The following is a 23,215-nucleotide window of genomic DNA, read 5'->3' as shown; positions in this document are numbered from 1 at the left end:
CTCTCGTACCGCGAGGTACCGCGGCGCGGGCAGCAGGGGGACGGCTGCCCGCGCCGCGGCGTCGGTCAGCCGAGCAGCGGGTTCGCCGCCGCGGCCGCGTCCTTCAGGGCCTGCTCCGGCGTCTTCTCGCCGATGAGCGCGGCCTGGAGCTCCGGGGCGAGCACGCCCATGACCTCACGGGACTTCTCGTTGACCTCGCCCGCGGTCGTGTACTGGAGCGTCTCCTCGAGCGCGGACAGCACCGCGTCGTCGGCGTACAGGCCCGACTCGCTCTCGTACGGCGAGAACCAGCCCGCCGCCTTCGCGTACTCGGTGCTCACCGCGGGAGAGGTCGCGAACGCGGCCCACTTGCCCGCGGCGTCGACGTTCTCGGCCGTCTTGAGCACGGACAGCGAGCCGACCGTGCCGAACGCGACCGCCTCCGCCTCCTTGAGCGGCGGGAGAACGACGACGTTCTCCTCGCCCCAGAAGCCCGCGACGTCGGCCGGGCCCTGCTGCCAGGTGCACGCGATCTTGCCCTTGGCGGTGTTCGTCTGCTCGAACGCGGGGATGGTCGTCAGCAGGTCCTTCTCGATGTACCCGCCCTCGGCGAGGTCGACCGCGAACTGCAGCGCCTCGACGCCCTCGGGGGAGTCGAACGCGACCGACGAGCCGTCCTCGGAGAAGACGGACCCGCCCGCCTGCCACAGCAGCGGGTAGAAGGACTCGTTGAGCGTCGCGTCGACCGAGCCCCAGTAGTTGGTGACGTCGTAGCCGGCGGCCTGGAACGTCGGCGCGAGCGCCATGAGGTCGTCCCACGTCTCCGGGTAGTTGCCGGCCTCGCCGACAGCCTCGAACGCCGCGGCGTTGCACACGAGCGGCTTGCTGTTCATGATCAGCGGCGAGCCGAGCATCGCGCCGTCGACCGTGACGGCCTTCGACGCGTTCTCGCGCAGGTCGCCCACCTGGTCCGTGACGTAGTTGTCCACGGCGGCGAGGGACTTGCCGTACTTCGGGATCTGGTCCGGGATGAGGTAGACGACGTCGGGGCCCTTGTTGCCCGCGATCGCGGTCGCGAGCGTCTCGTCGCGGCCGGCCCACGGGTAGATCTCGACCTTGACGTCGACGTCGGGGTTCTCCTCCTGGAACGCGGCGATCTGCTCGTCCCAGAAGGCCTTGTGGGCGGCCTCGTCGGCGATGACGGGGTACGTCCACATGGTCACGGAGCCGGACGCGGCGCCGTCCTCGGGGGTGGGGGTGGAGCTGCCGGCGCCGGCACCGCCGGCGCAGGCGCTCAGCGCGCCGAGCGTGCCGACCGCGAGAGCGGCGGTCCAGAGGCGCTTCGTCGTGCGCAGGGTCATCGACGTGTCTCCTTGGTGAGGTCCCGCCGGGGTGGGCGGGTGGGGGGTGGGGTGGTGCTGTGCGGTGTGGTGCTGTGGAGGTGCGGGGTGGTGCGGTCGTCGCGCCGGACGCGTCAGCGGGCCGGGACGTCGACGACGGTGCGCCGGTGGCGCGACTCCTCGGCCGCGAACACGGCGAGGTGGCTCTGGAGGGACTCGACGGCGCCCGACCGGACGTGGCTCGGGTCGCCCGTGGCGACGGCGCGCACGAACGCGTCCATGACGCCCGAGTCGCCGCCGCCGTGGTCGTCGGCGGCGTTCGTGGCGCCGTGGTGGCCGCCGTCGTGCACGGTGACGCTGCCGTCGCGGAAGTCGGTCACGCGGACCTTCTCGCCGTCGCCGTCGAGGCACCCGTGGGTGCCGAAGATCTGGGTCTTGCGGTGGTCCTGCTCGGAGAACGCGGTCATGGTGAACGTCGCCGCGCCGCCGCCCTCGAGCTCCATGGCGACGACCTGGTGGTCGACGACGTCGTTGTCCGAGGCGTAGACGCACCGGCCATAGTCGCCGGTGCGCAGGGCCTCGACGACGCCCGCCTCGTCGGTCGCGTCCGTGATGACGGAGACGGGCCAGATCGGGCCCTTCTCGCGCAACGTGGACAGGTACAGGCGGGGCGCCGAGTACGGGCACGTGGGCTCGAGCGGGCAGTCCAGGCAGCGGTCCGCCGCGCCCACGGGGCGCTCCTCGGGCCGGAAGTGCTTCAGGGAGCCGAAGCTCGCGACCGTCGTGATCCGCTTGCCCGTGACGTAGCGGATCCAGTCGAGGTCGTGGCTCGACTTCGCGAGCAGCATCGGGCTCGACGTCTTCTCCGAGCGCCACGGACCGCGCACGTACGAGTGGGCGTCGTGCCACCAGCCGACGGGCTCGAGGTGCTGGACGTTGACGATCTCGCCCAGGACGCCCGAGTCGACGACCGACTTCACGAGGTCCGTGTACGGCATGTAACGCATCACGTGGCACACGCCGAAGAGCACGCCCGACGCCTCGACCGCGTCCACGACGTCCCGGCACTCCTCCGGGCTCGGCGCGAGCGGCTTCTCGACGAGGATCGCGTACCCCTGCGGCGCGAGCGCGACGACGGGGTCGCGGTGCTCGCGGTCCTGCGTCGCGACGATCACCATGTCCGCGAGCCGGCCCGTGCCCCCCGCGGCCCGGTCGGCGTCGCCCGCGGCGACGAGGTCGCGCCAGGTCGCGAACTCCGCGACCTGCGGCCGCGCGGCACCCGCGACGGCCTGGTGGACGACGAGCCCGCGCTGGTGCGCCCGAGGGTCGGCGACGGCGACCAGACGGGCGCGCTCCGGGTGCTCGGCGATCCAGCGCGCGTACGTCTGTCCGCGGTTCCCGGCGCCGACGAGGGCGACGGTGACAGGCTGGGGGTTCGGGGTCACGTGTGCGGTCCTTGCTCCGTTGCGATGGTCCTGCGGGGCGGGGGTCTCCCGCCCCTGGCAGGCCTCGTTTGCTATTTGCTATAGCAAGCCTGCCATGCCGATGTTACGCCAGATCGGCGCTCGTGTTAACTCGCGCACGACGCGATGCGGAGTTGTGACCTTTCGCGCCGCGGCTGCGGGTACCGGCGCGGCGGTCGCCGTGGGTCGGGGCCGGGGGTGGTGAGTGCGGGTCTACCATCCGCGCCGCTCGTTCCTCGCGGCGCTCCCGCCAGGCCCGCCACGACCCGCACTCACCACCCCCGGCCCCTTCGTCGTCTCGCCTCGCGCGGTGCTCGCCGTGCCGGGTACCGCCCGGCGGGGAGAGCGGCACGAGGCGGGCTCGTCAGACGACGAGGTTGCCCGTCGTGACGACGCGGTCGCCGTCCTCGGGGAAGGCCGTGCGCGTCACGCCCTGCTCGACGTTGCCGCTGTGCAGGGCGTACGAGTCGCCGCCCAGGGCGGACGGTGCGAGCGCGAGGCTGCCGCCCGCGAAGGTCGAGCCCGTCGCGGACCACTTGTTGATACCGGCGTCTAGGTTCACGTGTCCAGTGTCACCCGACGGCGCGGTGCTCCGGACGCCGTCGAGCGTCCACGTGACCGGCTTGTCCGCCTTCGCCCGGCGCAGGAAGCTGCCGCCCGCGGGCTTCCCCTCGAGCCGGGCACCGCCGTCGAGCCGGATCGTCTGCTCCGCGGCGCCCGCCGCGACGATCGCGACGTTGCGCGCGACGCCGCCGCGCACCGTGAGGTCGCCGCTCGCCGTGACGGTGCCCTCTCCCTCGGCAGCCTCGAGCGTGCACGCGTCCAGCACGACCTGGCCCTTCCCGGCGAACGACGCGTTCTTCAGCCCGTTCAGGGTGGTGCGGACGAGGTGCACCGGGTTCGTGACGTTCGCCTGGGTGATCGCGGTGTCCGGCAGGACCGCGAAGCGCGACCCCTCGATGACGTTGGGCCGCTTCGACAGCGCCGACGCCTGGGAGATGATCAGCGTGTCGTCGGCCTGGCAGCCGCGGAGCTGCACGCCGTCGGCGTTGACCCACAGCATCCCCGAGCCCGCGAGGCCGTCCTTGCGGATCACCTGGACGTCCTCGAGCGTCAGGTCGGTGACCTTGACGCGCGCGACGAACCACGAGCACACGTGCCGCGTCACGGTGATGCGCTTGGCGGCGCCGCCCCAGGCCGCGCCCGAGTTGGCGAACGTCATGAGGCCCGAGTTCCCCACGTACGTGAGGTCGTGCTCGTACTGGCCGTGCGTGACGAAGGGGCCCTGGTCGTCGCCGTCGCCGTGGCAGTTCTCCACGAGCCCGTACGACGACGCGGTCCAGTCGTTGAGGTGCCGCGCGTTGGTCGTGTGGCAGTCGACGACGTGCCCGTAGTTGCAGTAGATCTGCTGCGTCAGGTAGCCCGCGCCGCCCCACGTGACCGACGCCGGGTTCGTCAGCGAGCAGCCCGCCGTGCGGAAGAACGTGCTCCAGCGGCGCATGACGAGCGGCCAGAACGTCGCGACGCCGTGCACGTTCTCCACGTCGCAGCGCACCGCGTACTCGTAGGCGATCGGGTGCGAGCCGGTGTACTGGTCGCCGTCGGGCCGGCCGCGGAACGCGAGGTTGCGCACGTGCACCTGCTCGACCGGCTCGACGCGCGTCCACGTGAGCGTGCGGCCCTTCGCGAGCGACCAGCCCGCCTTGTAGTTGACGCGCACGTGGGTGGCGTCGACGATCTGCGTGATCTGGACGAGGCGCTGGAGCTCGCGCTCCCACCGGCCGGCGAGCGCGTTGACCTCGACCGCGTACCACTGGCCCACCTCGAACTGCGACGAGTCCGCGACCTCGTAGTCGTCGCGCAGCTCCGGCATCGTCGCCGTCAGGGTGTTCTTCCGGACGTCGTCCGTGACCTTCCCGCGGAAGAACAGCACGGCCGCGAACGGGTCGTCCTGCTCGGCGTCCTCGATGCCCTCGGTCGTCATGAGGTGGTTGCCGAAGTCGATCTCGAGGTTCGAGCGGGTGAACGTGTGGCGGCGGGTGAAGTTGAGGTCCGTGTGGGCCTCGATGCGGGTGACGCTGGGGTCGTCCACGAGGGCGTCGAGCGCGTCGTCGGCGGGGGTGTCGGGGTCGAAGAGTCCGAACCAGCGGAAGTCGGCGGTGCCGGTGTGGAGGGTGTGCCAGCGGCCCTTGGCTCCCGCGTCCCTCGGGGCGAGGACGGTGCCACCGTTGGCGGCCGCGGTGGACTTGGCGTCGTAGCGCACGAGGCGGGCGGCGCCGTCGCCGGGGGTGGAGTGGCCCAGGAGCTGGGCGACGGTGCCGTCGTCGAGCTTCTTGGCCTTCCAGCCGGTGAGCTGGGCGACGGTGGCGGCGACGAGGACCTCCTCGTCGGGCTTGTCGTCCTTCTTCGCCGCGAGCGGTGCGCCGGCGAGGGGCGCCGCCTGGGCGCTGCCGCTGCCGAGGGCGACGGCGCCCGCAGCGAGGGAGGCGATGCCGGCGACGCGCAGCAGGTTGCGCCGTGAGGGCGGCAGAGCGGCCTCGCCCGGCACGGCCGTCGTCGGCTCGGTCCTGGTCTCGAGGGTCATGGGGGGTGTCCTTTCGTCGGCCCGGCGCGACGGCGCGGGTGTCGGTGGGGAGGGGGATCAGGTGCCCGGGCGTCGCCCGGGCGGGTCACACGGTGAGGTTCGCGTCGACGAGCACGCCGTCGCCCGCGGTCGGCAGGCCCGCGCGGTCGACGCCGGTCTCGACGTTGCGCGCATGGAGGACGCGCACGCCGTCGGGCAGGTCGAGGCGACCGCCCGTGAACCGCGACCCGGTCGCGGCGTAGCGGTCGCCGGGACGCAGCGCGACGTGCGTGGTGCCGTCGGCGGCCCGCAGGTCGGCGCCGCGGAGCGTGACGTCCACGGCACCCGCGCCGGTGCCGCGCGAGACGAGGGCCCCGGCCGTCGTCGTGCCCGCGGCCCGGACGCCGTCGAGCACGAGCCGCTGGCCGCGCGCGCCGCTGAGCCGCACGCCCACGCCCTGCCACGACCCGCCCGTGACGGTGACGTCCGCGGAGCCGAGGTCGACCGGGGCGGCGGGCGCGTCGTCCGTGCCGCCGACGAGCTCGCAGTCGGTGAACGTCACGGGACCGGCACCGCGCAGAATCGTGCCGTCCACGCCCGTGATCCGGGTGCGGACGAAGTGCACAGGGTTCGTCACCGGTGTCTGGTGCAGCACCGACCCCGCGGGCAGCGCGAACGCGCAGTCCTCGACGATCGTCGGGCGCCGCGAGAGCGATGACCGCTGCCCGACGGCGAAGAAGCCGGCCGTGCAGCCGCGCACCTGCGCGCCGTCGGCGTTGATCGTGAGCGTGGCCTGCGGGTCGAACGTCGAGCGGGCGACGACGTGGACGTCCTCGAGCGTGAGGTCGGTGATCTTGGTGCCCGCGACGAACCAGGAGCACGTGTGGTGCTTGACCGTGATCCGCTTGGCCGCGGTGCCCCACTGGCCTCCCGAGTTGGCGATGTCCATGAGCCCGCTGTTGCCGACGAACACGAGGTCGTGCTCGTACTGGCCGTGGGTCGTGAACGGGTTGCCGCCCTGGTCGTCGCCGTCGCCGTGGCAGTTCTCCACGAGGCAGTACGCCGACGCCGTGAGGTCGTTGAGGTGCCGCGCGTTGTGGCTCGTGCAGTCGGAGACGCGCCCGTACAGGCAGTAGATCTGCTGCGTGAGGTACCCGGCGCCGCCGTAGAACACCGTCGGCGGGTTGGCGACCGAGCACCGCTCCGTGACGAAGTGGGTGTTCCAGCGCCGCATGATCACCGGCCACCACGTGCGGTGGCCGTGCACGTCCGAGACGTCGCAGCGCACCGCGTACTCGAACGCGACGGGGTGGGAGCCGGTCATCTCGCGGTCGTCGGGCAGCTCGCCGTTCGCCGGGCCGTCGAAGGGCCCGGACCCGTGGAACGTCATCGCGCGCACGTGCACCTGCTCGACGGGCTCGACGCGCGTCCAGGTGAGCACCCGCCCGGCGGGCAGCTCCCAGCCGTTCTTGTAGTCGACGCGCACGTGCGACGCGTCGAGCACCTGCGTGACCTGGACGAGGCGCTGGAGCTCACGCTCGTCCCCACCGCCGCCCGGGCGCTCGTCCGAGCGCAGCGCCCACCACTGCCCGACGGCGAACGCGCCCGCGTCCGCGACCTCGAAGACGTCCGCGAGGTCGGGGAGCGTCGCGGCGAGGGTGCGCTGCTGCGTCTCGTCGGTCACGCGGCCCTGGAAGAACAGGACCGCCCCGAACGGGTTGTCGTGGGCGTTGCGCTCGATGCCCTCCGTCGTGACCGTGTGCCTGCCGAAGTCGAGCTCGAGGCTCGAGCGCGTGAACGTGTGGCGCCGCGTGAAGTTGAGGTCCGTGCGGGCCTCGATGCGGGTGACGCTGGGGTCGTTCACAAGGGCGTCGAGGGCGTCGTCGGCGGGGGTGTCGGGGCCGAAGAGGCCGAACCAGCGGAAGTCGGCGGTGCCGGTGTGCAGGGTGTGCCAGCGGCCCTTGGTGCCTGCGTCGGTCGGGGCGAGGACGGTGCCGCCGTTGGGGGCGGCGGTGGACTTGGCGTCGTAGCGCACGAGGCGGGCGGCGCCGTCGCCCGCGGTGGCGTGGCCGAGGAGCTGGGCGACCGTGCCGTCGTCGAGCTTCTTCGCCTTCCAGCCCGTGAGCTCGGCGACGGTGGCGGCGGCGAGGGCCTCAGCGTCGGGCGTGTCGTTCTTGCCGGCGACGAGCGTTCCGGCGAGTGGTGCCGCGTGGGCGCTGCCGCTGCCGAATGCGACGGCGCCGGCGGCGAGGGAGGCGATGCCGGCCACGCGCAGCAGGCTGCGCCGCGACGGGGGCGGGGCGTCGACCGCCGGCTCGGCCTGGCCGAGGGTCGGGGACGCGGGGCGGGTCTGGGATCGGGGAGTGGACAACTCGGGCACCCTTCGGGACGTCGGGAGGACGCCGTGCGGGCGGGCGACGCGAAGGCTCCGGCGGCCCGGGGCTGCGGGGTGTTCCGGGGGAGCGGTGGTGCGGGGTCGTGCGGTTCCGGTGCTGGGTCGGGGTCAGCGGGTTCGTGCGCGTCGTTGCGACGGTGAACCGGACTCTCGGAGAGTAGCGGGATGCTATGGCATCGTCAAGAGCAGCACAAAGAACGTCAGCGCAGGTCAGATGCGTTATTCCGCAAGGACGATTGCCATAGCAGGCGAACCTTGACGGAAGTCGGCACGCCGGTCGCGCCGAGGTAGAGCCGTGGTTGCGCGAGGTAGAGCTCCGGTCACGCGAAGTAGAGCCGAGGCGTGACCTGGGGCGCGCGGGCTTGGGTCGGCGCGCCGTCGGTCGGTCTGACGGTCGTGGGCCGGGGAAGCCTGCCTCGGTCGCCTCTTCACCTCCACGCCCACCCGCCGCTCGGCGACCGCCGGGGCCCCGGGGATCCCTTGCGGCGGCCCGGTGCCTCGTCGACCATGCCGTCCCGGCGGGTCGAGCAGGCGAAACGGGCGCTTGAGGCGACCTGGACGCGCCCGGACCGCATGATCGATGTGGCAGCGACATGTCGCGACACGGAAGTGTCGCGTGCGGTGCACGGCGGCGACCTGGACCAACCCCACCGCCCCGAGCACGCGCCGTCGGGCACCAGGGCGGATTCTCCGCTTCGGCCCACCATGGCTCTACCTCGTCGAACCACGGCTCTACCTCGTCGAACTGCGGCTCTACCTCGGCGAACCAGGGCTCTATCTCGTGGGGCGGGTCGGTCGGTCAGAGGTAGTCGCCGGGCCAGTGGAAGGCCACCCTGGTCGCGGCGGCGTCGCGGAGGTGCGCGACGACGTCGGCCGGCGCGCGGACCGGCCGGAGCATGCCGGTCGTGTCGGTCGCGACGACGGGCGCGTCGAGGACGGCGGCGGCGAAGCGGTCGGTCAGGGCGTGCGCGGGGAGGCGCACCTCGACGGTGGCGGGGCCGTGCAGGTGCGCGCGGTGGAGCGTGGTGCGCGCGAGGGCGTCGACGACGTCGCGCGCGCGGCCCGCCGTCGGGTCGACGCCGAGCTCACGGACCTTCAGCACGTCCGGCTCGGGCTCGAGGACGAGGTAGCCCATGACCTGCCCGTCGGCGGCCCGCGCGGTGAACACCTCGGCGCCGGAGTACCAGAGCGGGATGCGCTGCTCCCAGTGCCCGGCGGTACGCCGGGTGGCGAGGGGGCGCGGTCCGTCGGCCACCCTGTCGAACGCGTCGTGCAGCACGGCGAGCTGCTCCCACCCCAGCGCGACCGACCATGTGGGCCACGGGATGCCGGGCAGGCGGTCGGTGCGGACCCGCACGGGGGTATCGCCCACGCGGTCCGACGGCGCGGCATCCGTCGGGAGCCCGTCGTCGTCGAGGTCGTCCTGCCCGGGGTCCAGGTCGTCGGCAGGACGCGGGGCGCCGCGCAGGAGCGGCACGCCGAACGTCTCGAAGCCGCTCGACCGGTAGACGTCGGGCGTGCCGGTGAACAGCAGCGCGACGTCCGCGCCGTCCCGCCCCATCTGCTCCACGGCCCGGGAGAGCAGCGCGCGGACGAGGCCCCGGCCGCGCGCCTCGGGGGCGGTCGCGACGTTGGCGACGCCGCCGGCCCGGAGCGTGTCGCCGTGCGGCCCGCCCGCCTCGCGCGGCGCCCAGTACACCGAGCCGACCACCCCGCCGTGGAGCGGGTCGACGGCGACGTGCGTGCGGTCGAGCCGACCGTCGTCGGTCTCGTAGACCGGCACCATGAGCGGTGCGTCGAACGCGCGGTCCCACAGCGCGTAGAGGGAGGGGACGTCGTCGGGCGTGGCGGTGCGCAGGTGCATGGCCGTCCAGGGTCGCGAGCCGGTGTTGACGGGATGCTATAGCAAAAGTAGGGTCGCGGGACGACCGTCGGCGTGCGACGCGACGGACCGTGCGGGCCGGGCTGGGCACGCACGACACCCCGGGCGGCGGCGTGCCGCCACCCGGGGTGCACCGTCAGGCTGCCTGCGCGGCGAGCCAGTCCTCGAGGCGCGTGTCGAAGATCTGCGCGCCGTCGACGGCCACGAGGGTGCGCTCCTCGATCACGGCGCCGAAGTACGGCGCGTCGTCGGCCGTGACCACCTCGCGGCCGTCGCCCTGCGCCGCCAGCGCCCGGCGCACCAGGTCGCCGATCGCGAGGACCTCCGGCCCGGCGATCTCGACGTCGCCCACCGGGTCGCCGACGGCGATGCGCGCGACCGCGGTCGCGACGTCCTCCGCGGCGATCGGCTGGATCGACGCCGACGACACCCGCACGGTGTCCCCGTGCGCCGCCGTGCCGATGATCGCGGGCGTGAACTCGAAGAACTGGGTCGCGTGGACGAGCGAGTACGGCACGCCCGACTCGCGGACGACGCGCTCCTGCTCGGCCTTGCCGTGGAAGTACCCGATGCCCTGCGGGCGGTCGGTGCCCACGATGGTGAGCGCGACGTGGTGGCGGACGCCCGCCGCCTTCTCCGCCGCGACGAGGTTCCCGGTCGACGTGGCGAAGTACTCCCGGACCTCGTCGGGGACGTACGACGGCGCCTGGGTGGTGTCGACGACGACGTCGGCGCCGGCCAGCGCCTCCGTCAGCCCTGCGCCGGTGTACGCGTCGACGCCCGTGCGGCGCGATGCGGCGACGGCGTCGTGCCCGTGCGCGGTGAGCTTCTCGACGACGCGCGAGCCGACGTGCCCGGTGCCGCCGACGACGATGATGCGAGCCATGTGGTGCCTCCCTGAGATCGGTGGATGCGGGTGCATCCTCCTCAGGTCGACCGGGCGTCCCGCCGGGCTGTGACGGCCGGGCGCGACGCGCCACCGGCGCGTGGCGCGGGCTCAGGCCCCGACGGCGGGCTCCGCCTCGTCCTCGGTGTGGCTCGCGAGGCGGGCGGCGGCCTCGCCGATGTGCTCGGCCATGACGCGCTGCGCCGCCTCCGGGTCGCCGCCCGCGATGGCGTCGACGATGAGCTCGTGCGTGCGGGCGTGCGCGACGCGCGCCTCGGGCTCGAGGGCCGCGTTCGCGGCGCGCAGGAACCCGGTGATGCGGCTGCGGAGCTGCGCGTTGAGCGTCATGAGCATGCGGTGGTCGGCCATCTCCCAGAGCTGCTCGTGGAAGCGCCGGTCGAGCTCGAAGACGCGCGCGTTGCTGCCCTTCTCCGCGGCCTGGACCATCTGCTGCACGGTCTTGCGCAGCTTCGCCTCCTTCGCCGGGTCCCAGGCGTCCTGGACCCGCACGACGGCGAACTGCTCCAGCAGCGTGCGCAGGCTCGAGATCTCCTCGAGGTCCCGGCTCGTGAGCGCCGCGACGCGCGCGCCGCGGTGGGGGAGCCGCTCGACGAGGCCCTCCTGCGTCAGCCGGGTCAGGGCCTCACGCACGGGGATGTGGCTCGTGCCGAGGCGTTCGGCGAGCTTGCGCTCGACGAGCCGCTCGCCCGGTGCGAGGTCGCCGCTGAAGATCGCCTCGCGCAGCTCGACCGTGACGCGGTCGGCGACGTTCTGGTCCGGCACGCTCTTGAGCGCCATGGTTTCTCCGTGGTGTCGTGGGGGCGGCGGGCTCGGATCGTCGGGGGTCGGGCGCCGCTGAAGGATAGCGGCCACGGTGCCGTCCCGGGGGCGTCCCGACAAGACAACATGCTATAGCATCGGCACTCCCGAGCCCAGAGGAGGTGCGATGGTCGCCCTGCACACGCGGGCCCCCGTCCCCGCGTTCGTCGGCCTGGCGGGCGTCGCCGTCCGCGACGTGACGCCTGCCCCCGGTATCCGGGCGCGCAACTGGGGCCCGGCGGACTGGGACGTCTCCGAGGGCGCTCACCGCGCGATGACGCTGACCGCCGTCGCGCTCGCGGAGGAGCGCCCCGACCGCGGGGCCGCCGCCGAGCCCTTGGTGCTCGTGACGATCGACGGCACGTGGTGGCGCCGGGTCGACGACGAGGCGACCTTGCGCGCGACCGTCCTCGACGCGACCGGGTTGCCCGTCGAGCGCCTGCTCGTCTCGCTCTCGCACACGCACGCCGGGCCCGTCCTGTGCTCGGGCGACGCCGACCTCCCGGGCGGCGACCGCGGCGTCGCGTACCTGCGCGACCTCGCGCGTGCCGCGGCCGACGCCGCCGTGGAGGCGATCGCGTCGCTCCGGCCCGCGACCCTCGAGTGGACGACCGGGCGCTGCGGCCTCGCGTCCAACCGCGAGGCGCTGCTCGACGGCTGCGCCGGCGGAGACGCGGGGACGGCCGCGGGAAGCAGCCCGCGCCCGCTCGTCGGCTTCAACCCCGACGCCGGCACCCCGCGCTCGCCCGGCGCCGACCCCGCGGACGACACGGTCGTGGTCGGGCGCCTCACGGCGCGCCCCGCGCCCGGCGCGGCGGACACCCGGCCCGACGGCGCCGCGCCCGCAGGCGATCCCGTCACCCTCGCGACGATCGTCAACTACGCGTGCCACCCGACGACGCTCGCGTGGCAGAACCGCCTCGTCTCGCCCGACTACGTGGGCGCGATGCGCGACCTCGTCGAGCGCGAGACGGGTGCCCCCGTCGCGTTCCTCCAGGGCGCGTCGGGCGAGCTCGCCCCGCGCGAGCAGTACACGGGCGACACCGCGGTCGCGGACCGCCACGGCACCTCGCTCGGCCACGCCGTGCTCGCGGCGCTCGCCGAGCTCCCGCCGCCGGGCACGGAGCTGGAGCTGACCCACGTCGTCGAGTCGGGCGCGCCGCTCGCGGTCTGGGAGCCTGCACCGTCGGCGGCGCTCCCCGGCACCGGCACCGGCACAGCCGCCCGGCCCGACGCACGGACGCTCGCCGCCGTGGCGGAGCCCGTCACGCTCGACCTGCGCGACCTCCCGACGTGGGACGAGCTCGAGGCCGAGTGGGCCGGCATCGACCCCCGCTCGCGCGAGGAGCGCCTGCGCCGCGCGCGGAACCTGCGCGACGGCTACGTCACCGGCCCGACCGTCCAGCACCCCACGTGGGTGTGGCGCGTCGGCGAGGCGCTGCTCGTCGCGCACCCCGGCGAGGCGTACTCGCGCCTCCAGCGCACGGTGCGTGCGCACGCAGGCGCCCGGCCCGTCGCCGTCGCGAACCTCACGAACGGCCCCGGCTTCGTCTACCTGCCCACGCGCGAGGCGTACGACGTCGGCGCCTACCAGGCGTGGCAGTCGCCGCTCGCGCCGGGCTCGCTCGAACGGCTGGAGCGGCACGCGTGCGCCGTCGTCGACGACGTGCTCGCCGGCACCGCCGCCTGGCCCCCCGGCGTCGGCGCGCCACGACCCGCCGCGCCCCCGACCCGTCCCGTCCCCGAGGAGGACCAGTGACCACCCCCGCCCCCGACGCCCCGCGCGTCCCGCTCGCCGTCGTCACCGGGGGAGCGGCCGGCATCGGCCGCGCCGTCGCCGAGCGCCTCGCGACCGACGGGTTCCGCGTCGTGTGCGCGGACGTCGTGCAGCACGACCTCCCCGCGCTCGACCTCGGCGCCGTCCCCGACGCGCCCGGGCTCGTCTGGGCCCCGCTCGACGTCACCGACCACGCCGCCGTGCGCGCCGCGTTCGACGACCTCGCGGACGCGTTCGGCGGGATCGACGCGCTCGTCAACAACGCCGGCATCCAGCGCCACCGCGCGCTCGAGGACCTCACGTGGGACGAGTGGTCGGCCGTCGTGGACGTCAACCTGCACGGCGTCTTCGCGTGCCTCCAGGCCGCGGGCCGGCACATGCTCGCGGCGGGCCGGGGCGCCGTCGTGAACATCTCGTCCGTCTCGGCGCGCGGCTCCGCGGGACGCGCGCCCTACTCCACGACCAAGGCCGCCGTCATCGGGCTGACCGCGACCGCGGGCGCCGAGTGGGCCGCGCGCGGCGTGCGCGTCAACGCCGTCGCCCCCGGGTACATCGACACGGGCGTGTTCCGCCAGGGCGTCGCGCAGGGCACGCTCTCGGAGGAGACGATCCTCGCGCGCATCCCCGCGCGCCGGCTCGCGCAGCCGGAGGAGATCGGCAACGCGGTGAGCTGGCTCGTGTCGGACCAGGCCGCGTACATGGTCGGCCAGACCGTCTACGTCGACGGCGGGTTCCTCGTCGACTACGGCGTGCCGCTCGCCAAGAAGCCGGAGTGAGCGTGGTGCCCGCCGCGCGCGTCGTCGCCGTCCGCACGGCGACGACGGTCGTCCCGCTGCCGCAGCCGCTGCGCCTCGGCGCGATGACGGTCGAGCGCCGCGAGTACGTCGGCGTGCGCGTCGTCGCCCAGACGGACGACGGCCGCACGGTCGCCGGGGAGTCGTACGCGCTCACGCGCGAGGCGCCCATGGCCGAGCTCGTGGACCGGCTCGTCACCCCGCACGTGGTGGGCCGGGAGGTCGTGGCGTCCGACGGCGTCGCCGCGCGCGCGAGCGTCGGCGCCGCGTGGGACGCCGCGCTGCGCGGGTCCGCGATCGTCGGCCGCGTGGGCCTCGTGCGGCGCGCGATCGGCCTGGTCGACGTCGCGCTGTGGGACCTCGCGGGCCGCCTCGCCGCGCGCCCCGTGTGGTCCCTGCTCGACGACGGCGCGGCCCTCGTCGGGCCCGCGGAGCCGGGAGTCGGCGGCGACAAGGACGCTCCGTCGCGTGCCGTCGCCGGGAGTCCCCGCGACGTCTCGCCCGGGGCGGCCGTCGCGGTGCCACGCCCCGCGATCCTCGTCGCGGCGTACCCGACGCCCGGCCGCACCGCGCGCGACGTCGCGGACGAGGTGCTCGCGCACGCGCGCGCCGGGTGGCCGCTGCTGAAGATCTCGCGCTCGCCCGACCGCGCCCTCATGCGCGACCTGCTCGCGATCCTGCGCGCCGAGCTGCCCGACGTCACCGGCCGTCCGACCGTCGCGGGCCGCAGCGGCGTCGTCGTCGACGTGGGCTTCGGCTGGCGCGACGCGGACGAGGCGCTCGCGGACCTCGACGCGTGGGGCGTCACGGGCGCGGTGGGGGAGAGCGCGCTCGCGTGGCTCGAGGACCCGCTGCTCCCCGAGGACGCGGTCGGCGCGGCGCGCGTGCGCGACGCGTCCGGGCTGCCCCTCTCCGTCGGCGACGAGGTGACCGATCCCGAGGTCTTCGCGCACCTGGCGATGCTGGGCGCGCTCGACGTGCCGCGCGTCGACGTCGTCGCGATCGGCGGCGTCACGGTCGCCGACCCGCTCGTGCGCGCGTGGGCCGCGCGCGGCATGGTGGTCTCGAGCCACGTGTACCCGGAGGTGAGCGTGCACCTGGGCGGCGCGGCGGGCATCGGCGTCGAGACGTTCGACCGCTCGCCCACGGGCAACCCTTACGACCCCGCGCCGCTGCTCGTGCGCGGCGGTCCCGTGTTCGACGGCGGCCACGCCACCCCGTCCGCCGCGCCCGGCCTGGGCTTCACGCTCGACCCCGACCGCTTCGACCTGGAGGCACCCTCGTGACCGGACCCGTGGCCGGACCCGTGAACGCACCCGTGAGCGGGCATCGCAGCGTCGTCGTCACCGGCAGCGGCAAGGGCATCGGCCGCGCCGTGGCCGCGCGCCTCACCGCCGACGGGTGGACCGTCGTCGGGCTGGAGCGCACCCCCGGCTCGGGGACGGTCGAGGAGGGGGTGTGCGCCGCCGTCGTGCTGGGAGACTCGCGCGATCGCGAGACCCACCGCGAGGCCGCGCGGACCGCGCGCGACCTCGCGCCGCTCGCCGGATGGGTGAACAACGCGGGCATCACCGTCCGCACGCCGCTGCACGCGCTCGCCGACCCGGAGCGTGCGGCGCAGGTCGAGCAGGACGCGCGCGACGTCGTCGAGATCAACGGCCTCGGCTACCTCTGGGGCTGCGCCGCCGCCGTCGAGGCGTTCACCGACCAGGTGAGCGGCGGGTCGATCGTCAACATCGGCTCGATCCACGGCCGCGCGGCGTTCGCCGACCACGCCGCCTACGAGCTGACCAAGGGCGGCATCGACGCGCTCGCGCGCTCCGTCGCCGTGACGTACGGGCGGTACGGCATCCGCGCCAACACCGTCGCGCCGGGCGGGGTGCGCACCCCGCACCTCGACGCGCAGATCGCCCGCGCCGCCGACCCGGCCGCCGAGGAGCGCGCCCTCGCCGAGGGCCCGCCGCTCGGCCGCATCGCCGAGTCCGCCGAGATCGCCGCCCTCGTCGCGTTCCTGCTGTCCGACGAGGCCGGCTACGTGTCCGGCCAGTCGATCGCGGCCGACGGCGCCTGGACCGCGTCGTTCGGCAACCCGCCCCACGACCCCGACCTCGACGCGCGGTACGGCCTCGCCTGACCTGGGGTACAGGAACCCGACGAGCCCCCGCGTCGTCGGCGCGAGAAGTGAGCTGTGGCCCCTGGCAGGCCGACGACAGGGGCCATTTCTCGCCTCTCGTCCCGTCTTCGCGGCGGCGACCGAGCGGAGGACCCACGGAGCCGCTGGGCGGCTACGCCCGTGCAACGGGGAGGACGCGGCCAGGGCGTCAGCCCTTGACCATGCTCGCGCGGGTGATGAGGCCGTCGCGGACCTCGAAGGTCGCGATGGTCTCGCCCGTGCCGTTCGACGTCGTGACGAGCTCGCGCGCGACGAGCCAGCGGTCGCCGAAGGTCACGGACGCGTCGATGACGCAGTGCAGCGCGGTGTCCTCGAACCGGCTCGCGTAGAACGCGCGCAGGGCGTCGCGGCCGACGATCGGCTCGGGAGTCACGCCGCTCACGACGGCGTCGGGCGCGTAGGTCGCGCAGAAGCCGTCGAGGTCGCGGACGTTGAAGGCGTCGACCTGGGCGGTGACGACGGCGGACGGGGACGTGCTCATGGGTGCCTCCTCGGGCAGGGTGCGGGGGAGCGGGTCGTCAGTCGATCCGGACGCCGCCGTTGACGTCGTACGTCGCGCCGGTGACGAACCCCGCGCGCGGGGAGGCGAGCGACGCGACGACCCAGGCGACGTCGTCGGGCGTGCCGAAGTCCCCGAGGGGGATGGACGCGGTGAGCCCGGCGCGGGCCTCGGGGGCGAGCTGGTCGGTGATCGCGCTCGTCACGGGGCCGGGCGTCACGGCGTTCACGCGGATGCCCTCGCTCGCGAGGATGCGCGCGAAGGAGCGCGTGATCGCGAGGATCGCGGCCTTGCTCGCGGCGTAGTGCACGCCGGTCTTGAGCGCGCCCTGCTCGCCCGCGATGGAGGAGAGGTTGACGATCGCGCGGTCGCGCGCGGCCCGATCGTCGGGCGTGACCGTGGCGCCGGCGAGCGACGGACGGTCCGCGCGCAGCAGCGGGAGCGCGGCGCGCGAGAGCACGAACGTGCCGCGCGCGTTGGTCTCCATGACCAGGTCCCACTCGTCGAGCTCGATGTCGTCGAGCGCGCGGTAGGGGCACACGCCGCCGTTGTTGACGAGCACGTCGAGGCGTCCCCACGCGTCGGTGACCTCGGCGACGAGCGCCTCGACGGACGCGGTGTCGCGCAGGTCGAGGCGCGAGACGCGGGTCGCGGCGCCCTCCTCCTCGCAGCGTGCGGCGGTGGCGCGCGCGCCGGCCTCGCCGCCGGTGTACGTGAGCCAGACGTCGTGCCCGTCGCGCGCGAGCTGGAGGGCGGTGGCGGCACCGATGCCGGAGCTGGCGCCGGTGACGAGGGCGAGGCGGCGGCGGGCGCCGTCCGGGGCAAGGGTCATGAGCCCACGCTATAGCATCCGACCGGCCCGAGGGTTGGTCGAGGGTGCTATTTGCTATAGCATCCCTCGCATGACAGCCGACACCGTCGTCATCACCGACTGCGACCTGCCCGGAACCGCGTGCGAGGACACCCTGACCGCCGCCGGGCTGCGGGCCGTGCGCGCCGCCGCGCGCACCGAGGACGAGGTGATCGCCGCCGTCGAGGAGGCCGCCGCGAGCGGGTCCGCGCCCTCCGCGCTCGTCGTGCAGTGGGCCCCGATCACGGCCCGCGTGCTCGACGCCGTCGCCGGCCCGGGCGGGGTGCGCATGGTCTCGCGCATGGGCATCGGCTACGACATGGTCGACGTCGCGGCCGCCACCGAGCGCGGCGTCGCCGTCGCGAACACCCCGACCTACTGCATCGAGGAGGTCGCGAGCCACACGGTCGCGATGATCCTCACGCTCGACCGCGGCCTCGTCGCCTACGACCGCGCGCTGCGCGCCGGCACGTGGGCCCCGACGGCGCAGCACGCCGCGCGCCTGTCCAGCACCGTCGTCGCCGTCATCGGGTACGGGCGGATCGGTTCCGAGGTCGCGCGCTCCGCCCGCGCGCTCGGCTACCGCGTGCTCGTGCACGACCCGTTCGTCGACCCGCAGGCCGTGGCGTCCGACGGCCACGAGGCCGTGGGGATCGACGAGGCCGTCGCGCGCGCCGACGTCATCACGCTCCACGCGCCGCTCACCGACGCGACGCGTCACCTGCTCGACGCCCGCACGCTCGCGGCCGCGAAGCCCGGCGTGCGCGTCGTCAACACGTGCCGCGGGCCCCTGATCGACGAGGACGCGCTCGCTGACGCGCTCGCGTCCGGCCACGTGGGCTCGGCCGCGCTCGACGTGTACGCGACCGAGCCGCTGCCCGCCGACTCGCGCCTGCGCACCCTGGACAACGTGCTCCTCACCCCGCACGCCGCGTGGTTCTCGCCCGAGGCCATGCAGGACCTCCCCGTGCACACCGCGCGCAACGCCGTCGACTTCCTCGCGGGCCGCCCCGTGCCGTCGATCGTCAACCCGGACCACGCGCGCGCCCTCGCCTGAGGACCCGCGCCACCCGCCCCGACCTAGGAGACCCACCCGTGCAGCTCGTCCGACTCGGCCCCCTCGGCCAGGAGCGTCCCGCCGTCCGCGAGGACGGGGTCGTGTACTCCCTCGACCCGCTCACCCGTGACATCGACGGCGCGTTCCTCGCGGCCGACGGCGTCGGCCGGGTCCGCGCGGCGCTCGCCGCGGGCGCGCTGCCCGTGCTCGACGGCGCGGACGAGATGCGCGTCGGCGCGCCCGTCGCCCGGCCCACCGCCGTCGTCTGCATCGGGATGAACTACGCGGAGCACGCCGCCGAGTCCGGCTCGACGCCGCCCGACGTCCCGATCGTCTTCTGGAAGCACTCGAACACGGTCGTCGGCCCGCACGACGACGTGCTCGTGCCGCCCGGCGCGACGACGGTCGACTGGGAGGTCGAGCTCGGCGTCGTGATCGGCCGCCGGGCGCGCTACCTGTCGTCGCCGGAGGACGCGCTCGACCACGTCGCGGGCTACGTCCTGTCGCACGACGTCTCCGAGCGCGACTACCAGATGAAGGTCTCCGGCGGGCAGTGGTCCAAGGGGAAGAGCTGCGAGACGTTCAACCCGCTCGGCCCGTGGCTCGTCCCCGCCGACGAGGTGGACGTCCAGAACCTCGGGCTCCGGTCCTGGGTCAACGGCGAGCCCCGCCAGGACTCGACGACGGCCGACATGATCTTCGACGTCGCCTACCTCGTGCACCACCTGTCGCAGTACATGGTCCTCGAGCCCGGCGACCTCATCAACACCGGTACCCCGCAGGGCGTCGCCCTCTCCGGACGCTTCCCCTACCTCCGGGCGGGCGACGTCGTCACGCTCGAGATCGACGGCCTGGGTCGCGCCGAGCAGCGCGTGCGCGACGCCGTCCGCTGACCACCCGCGGCGCCGCTCAGCCCGCGAACGGCAGGGCCGGGAGGCCCCGGACCCCCGGGTTCGCCACGAACAGCGACCCCGACGCGGCCTCGTCCGCGTCGGGGTCGTCCAGCCCCTGGCGCGACGTCGTGACGAACAGCCGGTCGAGGTCGTCGCCGCCGAACGTGCACGCGCTCACCTGCGACACCGGGAGCGGGACGACGGCGTCGAGCGTGCCGTCGGGGGAGTAGCGCCGGACCGCGCCGCCGCCCCACAGCGCCACCCAGACACCGCCCTCCGCGTCGACCGTGAGGCCGTCCGGCAGGCCGTCGTCGGGGTCGATCGCCACGAACGGGCGGCGCCGCACGAGCCCGCGCGGGTCCTCCGCGGCCGGGACGACGTCGAGCACGTCGATCCGCCGCGTCGCCGAGTCGACGTAGTAGGCCCGCGACCCGTCCGGCGAGAACCCGAGCCCGTTCGACACCTCGACGCCGTCGAGCACGACGCGCGACGACCCGTCCGCCTCCACCCGGTACAGCGCGCTCGGGCGCTCGCCCTCGGCCTGGCCGCCCACGTAGAACGCACCGTCGGGCGCGGCCGCCCCCTCGTTGAGGCGGACCGTCGGGTCGTCGACGAGCGTCGCGAGCGTGCGGACCGGCGCGCCGTCGTCGTCCGCGACCGCGACCGACCGCGCGAGCCCGACGACGAACCCGCCCCCGGTCCGCGGCCGCACCACGGCCGCGTGGTCGCCCACGTGCAGGCGGTCCACGCCGCCGTCGGGCCGCAGCGTCAGGAGGTCGCCCGCGAGCATGTCCACGTACCGCAGCCCGCCCCAGCCCGGCCACCACACCGGGCCCTCCGCGTGGTAGGCGACCGGACCGGTGACGTTCTCGACGGAGATCTCAGGCACGGGACCATCCTCCCCGACGGACCCGCTCGACGAACGCCGGGGGCTCAGTGCCGCCCGAGCTCGACGGGCTCGGTGACCACGTCGACCAGCGCCTCGCCCCGGACCACGGTGATCTCGAGGCGGCGCCCGATCGCCTCGTCGAGCATGAGACGTTGGAGCGACTGCGCCTCGACCGTGTCGGCGCCGCCCGCGCGGATCATCAGGTCGCCCACGCGCAGCCCGGCGGTGTCGGCGGGGCTGCCCGGCACGACGTGGACCACGCGGAGCGCGCGGTCGTGCCCGGTGCGCGCGGCGAGACCGGGCGCGACGGCGACCGGCAGGCTCGCGACGCCCAGGTACGCCCGCCGCACGCGCCCGTCGCGGACGAGCGCGTCGACGATGCGCAGGCTCGTCGCGTTCATGGGGACCGCCAGCCCGAGCCCTATGCCCGCGACCGCCGTGCTGATCCCGACGACGCGCGCGTCGGCGGTCGCGAGCGCGCCGCCCGAGCTCCCCGGGTTGAGCGCGGCGTCGGTCTGGATCACGTCCTCGACGATGCGCGCCGCCGTCCCGTCCCGCGTCGGCAGCGAGCGGCCGAGCGCGCTCACGACGCCGGCCGTCACCGTCCCCGAGAGCCCCAGCGGGCTCCCGATCGCGACGACGAGCTGACCGACGACGAGCTCGTCGGCGTCGCCCAGCGGCACCGGGTCCGGGGTCTCGCCGCGGGCGCGCACGACCGCCAGGTCGGAGAGCGCGTCGGTGCCGACGACGTTGAAAGGGCGGGTCGTGCCGTCGGAGAACGCTGCGGTGCCGGTCGTCGCGGGGCCCACCACGTGGGCGTTCGTCAGCAGCAGGCCGTCGGTCGTCATCACCACGGCCGAGCCGCCCGCCTCGCGCGCTCCGTGCCGCAGGCGCAGCGCCGCCACCGCCGGCATCACGCGCGCCGCGACGCCGGAGACGGTGCGCGAGTAGTCGTCGAGAGGTCCCATGTGGGGTCAACGACGGGGGCCACGGTGACCGTCCGGCGTTCACCGTCGGCGGACTGGGGGCAGCGTCCCGGCGGGCGTAGGGTAAGGCGCATGATCACGCAGAGCTGGTGGTGGCTGCCCCCGCAGCCGTGACCAGTCCTGTCCACGTCCCGAGCTGCGCGCCGCAGCCGGGACGTCGTCATGTCCGGGCCCCTCCGGTCCTCGACCGGGCGTGGTGCGTGGCTCCCCACCGAAGGAGAGCACCATGACCACGACCCTCGACACGACCGAGACGACCCGCCCGACCGCTGCCACGCCGTCCGGCCCCTCGTCGGCACCGCCGTCCTCGACCGCGTCCGTCGCCGCCGCGCGAGAGCGGTCGGCCGAGATCGAGGCGCGGCTCGCGACCGACCCGTCCGGGTTCCGGGTCCTCACGGGCGATCGCCCGACCGGCGGGCTGCACCTGGGCCACTACCTCGGCACCGTCGCGAACCGCGTCCGGCTCCAGGACGACGGCGTGGAGGTCGTGCTCGTCGTCGCCGACTACCAGGTCATCACCGACCGCGACGACGCCGGCGACCTGCGCGGCACCGTCCGCGAGGTCGTCCTCGACTACCTGGCCGCCGGGATCGACCCTGCCCGCACGACGATCTTCGCCCACTCCGCGGTCCCCGCCCTCAACCAGCTCCTGCTCCCGTTCCTCAGCCTCGTCACGACGGCCGAGATCGAGCGCAACCCGACCGTCAAGGCCGAGGCCGCCGCGGCGGCGGCGCGACAGGGCCGGCCCATGAGCGGCCTGCTGTTCACCTACCCCGTGCACCAGGCCGCCGACATCCTGTTCTGCCACGGCAACCTCGTCCCGGGTGGCCAGGACCAGCTTCCTCACGTCGAGATCACGCGCACGATCGCCCGGCGCTTCAACCAGCGCTACGCCGCCGCGCAGCCGTACTTCCCCGAGCCGGACGTGCTGCTCGCGCCCGCCCCGACCGTGCTCGGCACGGACGGCCGCAAGATGGGCAAGTCCGCGGGCAACGCGCTCGAGCTGCGCGACGACGAGGACGCGACCGTGCGCTTCGTGCGCCGCCACCGCACCGACTCCGAGCGCCACGTCACCTACGAGCCCGAGCGCCGGCCGGAGGTCGCGAACCTCCTCACGCTCGGCGCGTTCGCGGCCGGGACGACGCCGGAGGTGCTCGCGGACGAGATCGGTGCCGCCGGGGCGGGCCGCCTCAAGCAGGTGGTGACGGAGGCGCTCGTCGAGCACCTGCGACCCCTGCGCGCGCGGCGGCGGGCGCTCGCCGCCGGCGACGGCCCCGACCCGCTCGACGTGCTGCGCGAGGGCAACGCCCGCGCGAACGCGATCGCCGACCGCACGCTCGCCGAGGTCCACGAGCTCATGGGCACGACATACTGACGCGTGTCGGCGCTCGCGGCTTGGGAAACCCACAGGGAGGGGCACGCAAGCAGAATTCGGACGAATCGCTTGAGTCGCCCGGTGAGTCCGGAGACCTGATTCCTTGGAAGGATGATGGTCATGGCAAGGACCTCGAAGTACCCGCAGGAGCTGCGTGAGCGGGCGATCCGGATGGTTGCCGAGGTGCAGCCGAACTACGGGTCGGAGTACGAGGCGATCCGGGCGGTCGCTTCGAAGCTCGGGATTGGGACCCCGGAGTCGCTGCGCAAGTGGATCCGGCAGTCGCAGGTCGATGCGGGGCAGCGGCCCGGTGTCACGTCGGAGGAGTCGGCGGAGATCCGGCGGCTGCGGCGGGAGAACGCTGAGCTGCGGCGCGCGAACGAGATCTTGAAGGCGGCGTCGGCTTTCTTCGCGGCCGAGCTCGACCGGCCCTCGACCAGGTAGTGGCGTTCATCGCCGAGCACAAGGACTCCCAACTGGGTGGTCTGCGGTGGGGAGTCGAGCCGATCTGTGCGGTGCTCACCGAGCACGGCATCAAGATCGCCCCGTCCACGTACTACGAGGCACTCGACCGGTCTCCGTCCAAGCGGGCGGT

Annotated in this window: 18 protein-coding genes and 1 pseudogene; 8 read left to right on the top strand and 11 right to left on the bottom strand. The window is 74.6% G+C overall.

What is annotated here, in order from left to right:
* Window positions 1-65: 65 nt before the first annotated feature.
* The 7 genes from CCE02nite_RS19185 to CCE02nite_RS19155 all read right to left on the bottom strand — a co-directional run bounded on the left by CCE02nite_RS19185 (window position 66) and on the right by CCE02nite_RS19155 (window position 11,306).
* A complete protein-coding gene (locus CCE02nite_RS19185) occupies window positions 66-1,340 on the bottom strand; it encodes an ABC transporter substrate-binding protein (protein WP_141391192.1) in 1,275 nt (424 codons plus the stop codon).
* 113 nt (window positions 1,341-1,453) lie between these two features.
* Complete coding sequence (locus CCE02nite_RS19180) at window positions 1,454-2,764, bottom strand: Gfo/Idh/MocA family protein (RefSeq protein ID WP_141391191.1); 1,311 nt, start codon at window positions 2,762-2,764, stop codon at window positions 1,454-1,456.
* A gap of 382 nt (window positions 2,765-3,146) precedes the next feature.
* Complete coding sequence (locus tag CCE02nite_RS19175) at window positions 3,147-5,366, bottom strand: peptidase C14 (protein ID WP_141391190.1); 2,220 nt, start codon at window positions 5,364-5,366, stop codon at window positions 3,147-3,149.
* An 85-nt stretch (window positions 5,367-5,451) separates the two neighbouring features.
* Complete coding sequence (locus CCE02nite_RS19170) at window positions 5,452-7,716, bottom strand: peptidase C14 (protein ID WP_255318983.1); 2,265 nt, start codon at window positions 7,714-7,716, stop codon at window positions 5,452-5,454.
* 823 nt (window positions 7,717-8,539) lie between these two features.
* Window positions 8,540-9,604: a GNAT family N-acetyltransferase gene (locus CCE02nite_RS19165; protein ID WP_141391189.1), complete on the bottom strand. Its 1,065-nt coding sequence runs from the start codon at window positions 9,602-9,604 to the stop codon at window positions 8,540-8,542.
* Window positions 9,605-9,758: 154 nt separating this feature from the next.
* Window positions 9,759-10,508, bottom strand: coding sequence for an SDR family oxidoreductase (locus tag CCE02nite_RS19160; protein WP_141391188.1), 750 nt, complete (start codon window positions 10,506-10,508; stop codon window positions 9,759-9,761).
* A 111-nt stretch (window positions 10,509-10,619) separates the two neighbouring features.
* Complete coding sequence (locus CCE02nite_RS19155; RefSeq protein ID WP_141391187.1) at window positions 10,620-11,306, bottom strand: GntR family transcriptional regulator; 687 nt, start codon at window positions 11,304-11,306, stop codon at window positions 10,620-10,622.
* Between the two features lie 148 nt (window positions 11,307-11,454).
* Here CCE02nite_RS19155 and CCE02nite_RS19150 point away from each other — a divergent pair, with 148 nt between their 5' ends.
* Genes CCE02nite_RS19150 through CCE02nite_RS19135 form a run of 4 tightly spaced genes read left to right on the top strand, consistent with a single transcriptional unit; the run spans window position 11,455 to window position 16,032 of the window.
* The gene (locus CCE02nite_RS19150; RefSeq protein WP_141391186.1) at window positions 11,455-13,086 is read left to right on the top strand and encodes a hypothetical protein; all 1,632 of its coding nucleotides are present in this window, start codon (window positions 11,455-11,457) and stop codon (window positions 13,084-13,086) included.
* Complete coding sequence (locus tag CCE02nite_RS19145) at window positions 13,083-13,880, top strand: SDR family NAD(P)-dependent oxidoreductase (RefSeq protein ID WP_141391185.1); 798 nt, start codon at window positions 13,083-13,085, stop codon at window positions 13,878-13,880. Before CCE02nite_RS19150 ends, CCE02nite_RS19145 begins: the two co-directional genes overlap by 4 nt.
* Window positions 13,877-15,184, top strand: a complete 1,308-nt coding sequence (locus CCE02nite_RS19140) for an enolase C-terminal domain-like protein (RefSeq protein WP_255318982.1) — start codon at window positions 13,877-13,879, stop codon at window positions 15,182-15,184. The genes CCE02nite_RS19145 and CCE02nite_RS19140 overlap by 4 nt, the downstream gene beginning before the upstream one ends.
* Window positions 15,185-15,216: 32 nt before the next feature.
* On the top strand, window positions 15,217-16,032 hold the full coding sequence (locus tag CCE02nite_RS19135; protein WP_255318981.1) for an SDR family NAD(P)-dependent oxidoreductase: 816 nt from the start codon (window positions 15,217-15,219) through the stop codon (window positions 16,030-16,032).
* 187 nt (window positions 16,033-16,219) lie between these two features.
* On the opposite strand, the gene CCE02nite_RS19130 is transcribed toward CCE02nite_RS19135, so the two are convergent.
* The gene (locus CCE02nite_RS19130) at window positions 16,220-16,552 is read right to left on the bottom strand and encodes a nuclear transport factor 2 family protein (protein WP_021482951.1); all 333 of its coding nucleotides are present in this window, start codon (window positions 16,550-16,552) and stop codon (window positions 16,220-16,222) included.
* 37 nt (window positions 16,553-16,589) lie between these two features.
* Window positions 16,590-17,402, bottom strand: a complete 813-nt coding sequence (locus CCE02nite_RS19125; protein ID WP_141391184.1) for an SDR family NAD(P)-dependent oxidoreductase — start codon at window positions 17,400-17,402, stop codon at window positions 16,590-16,592.
* Window positions 17,403-17,472: 70 nt separating this feature from the next.
* Here CCE02nite_RS19125 and CCE02nite_RS19120 point away from each other — a divergent pair, with 70 nt between their 5' ends.
* The gene (locus CCE02nite_RS19120) at window positions 17,473-18,477 is read left to right on the top strand and encodes a C-terminal binding protein (protein WP_141391183.1); all 1,005 of its coding nucleotides are present in this window, start codon (window positions 17,473-17,475) and stop codon (window positions 18,475-18,477) included.
* A gap of 38 nt (window positions 18,478-18,515) precedes the next feature.
* Window positions 18,516-19,370: a fumarylacetoacetate hydrolase family protein gene (locus CCE02nite_RS19115; protein ID WP_141391182.1), complete on the top strand. Its 855-nt coding sequence runs from the start codon at window positions 18,516-18,518 to the stop codon at window positions 19,368-19,370.
* A 16-nt stretch (window positions 19,371-19,386) separates the two neighbouring features.
* Here the strand turns inward: CCE02nite_RS19115 and CCE02nite_RS19110 are convergent, their stop codons facing one another.
* Together CCE02nite_RS19110 and CCE02nite_RS19105 are read right to left on the bottom strand one after the other, a co-directional pair.
* The gene (locus tag CCE02nite_RS19110; RefSeq protein WP_308463705.1) at window positions 19,387-20,259 is read right to left on the bottom strand and encodes an SMP-30/gluconolactonase/LRE family protein; all 873 of its coding nucleotides are present in this window, start codon (window positions 20,257-20,259) and stop codon (window positions 19,387-19,389) included.
* Between the two features lie 44 nt (window positions 20,260-20,303).
* Window positions 20,304-21,227: a S1C family serine protease gene (locus CCE02nite_RS19105; protein WP_141391181.1), complete on the bottom strand. Its 924-nt coding sequence runs from the start codon at window positions 21,225-21,227 to the stop codon at window positions 20,304-20,306.
* Window positions 21,228-21,471: 244 nt separating this feature from the next.
* On the opposite strand from CCE02nite_RS19105, the gene trpS reads away from it, so the two are divergent.
* On the top strand, window positions 21,472-22,620 hold the full coding sequence (trpS, locus tag CCE02nite_RS19100; RefSeq protein WP_141391180.1) for a tryptophan--tRNA ligase: 1,149 nt from the start codon (window positions 21,472-21,474) through the stop codon (window positions 22,618-22,620).
* Between the two features lie 120 nt (window positions 22,621-22,740).
* Window positions 22,741-23,215 (top strand): annotated as a pseudogene (locus CCE02nite_RS19095) (transposase); the annotation flags it as partial.

This window comes from Cellulosimicrobium cellulans (assembly GCF_006539945.1).
Taxonomy (GTDB): domain Bacteria; phylum Actinomycetota; class Actinomycetes; order Actinomycetales; family Cellulomonadaceae; genus Cellulosimicrobium; species Cellulosimicrobium cellulans.
Note: the sequence above shows the minus strand (reverse complement) of the source record. Positions and strands in the feature narration are given on the sequence as shown.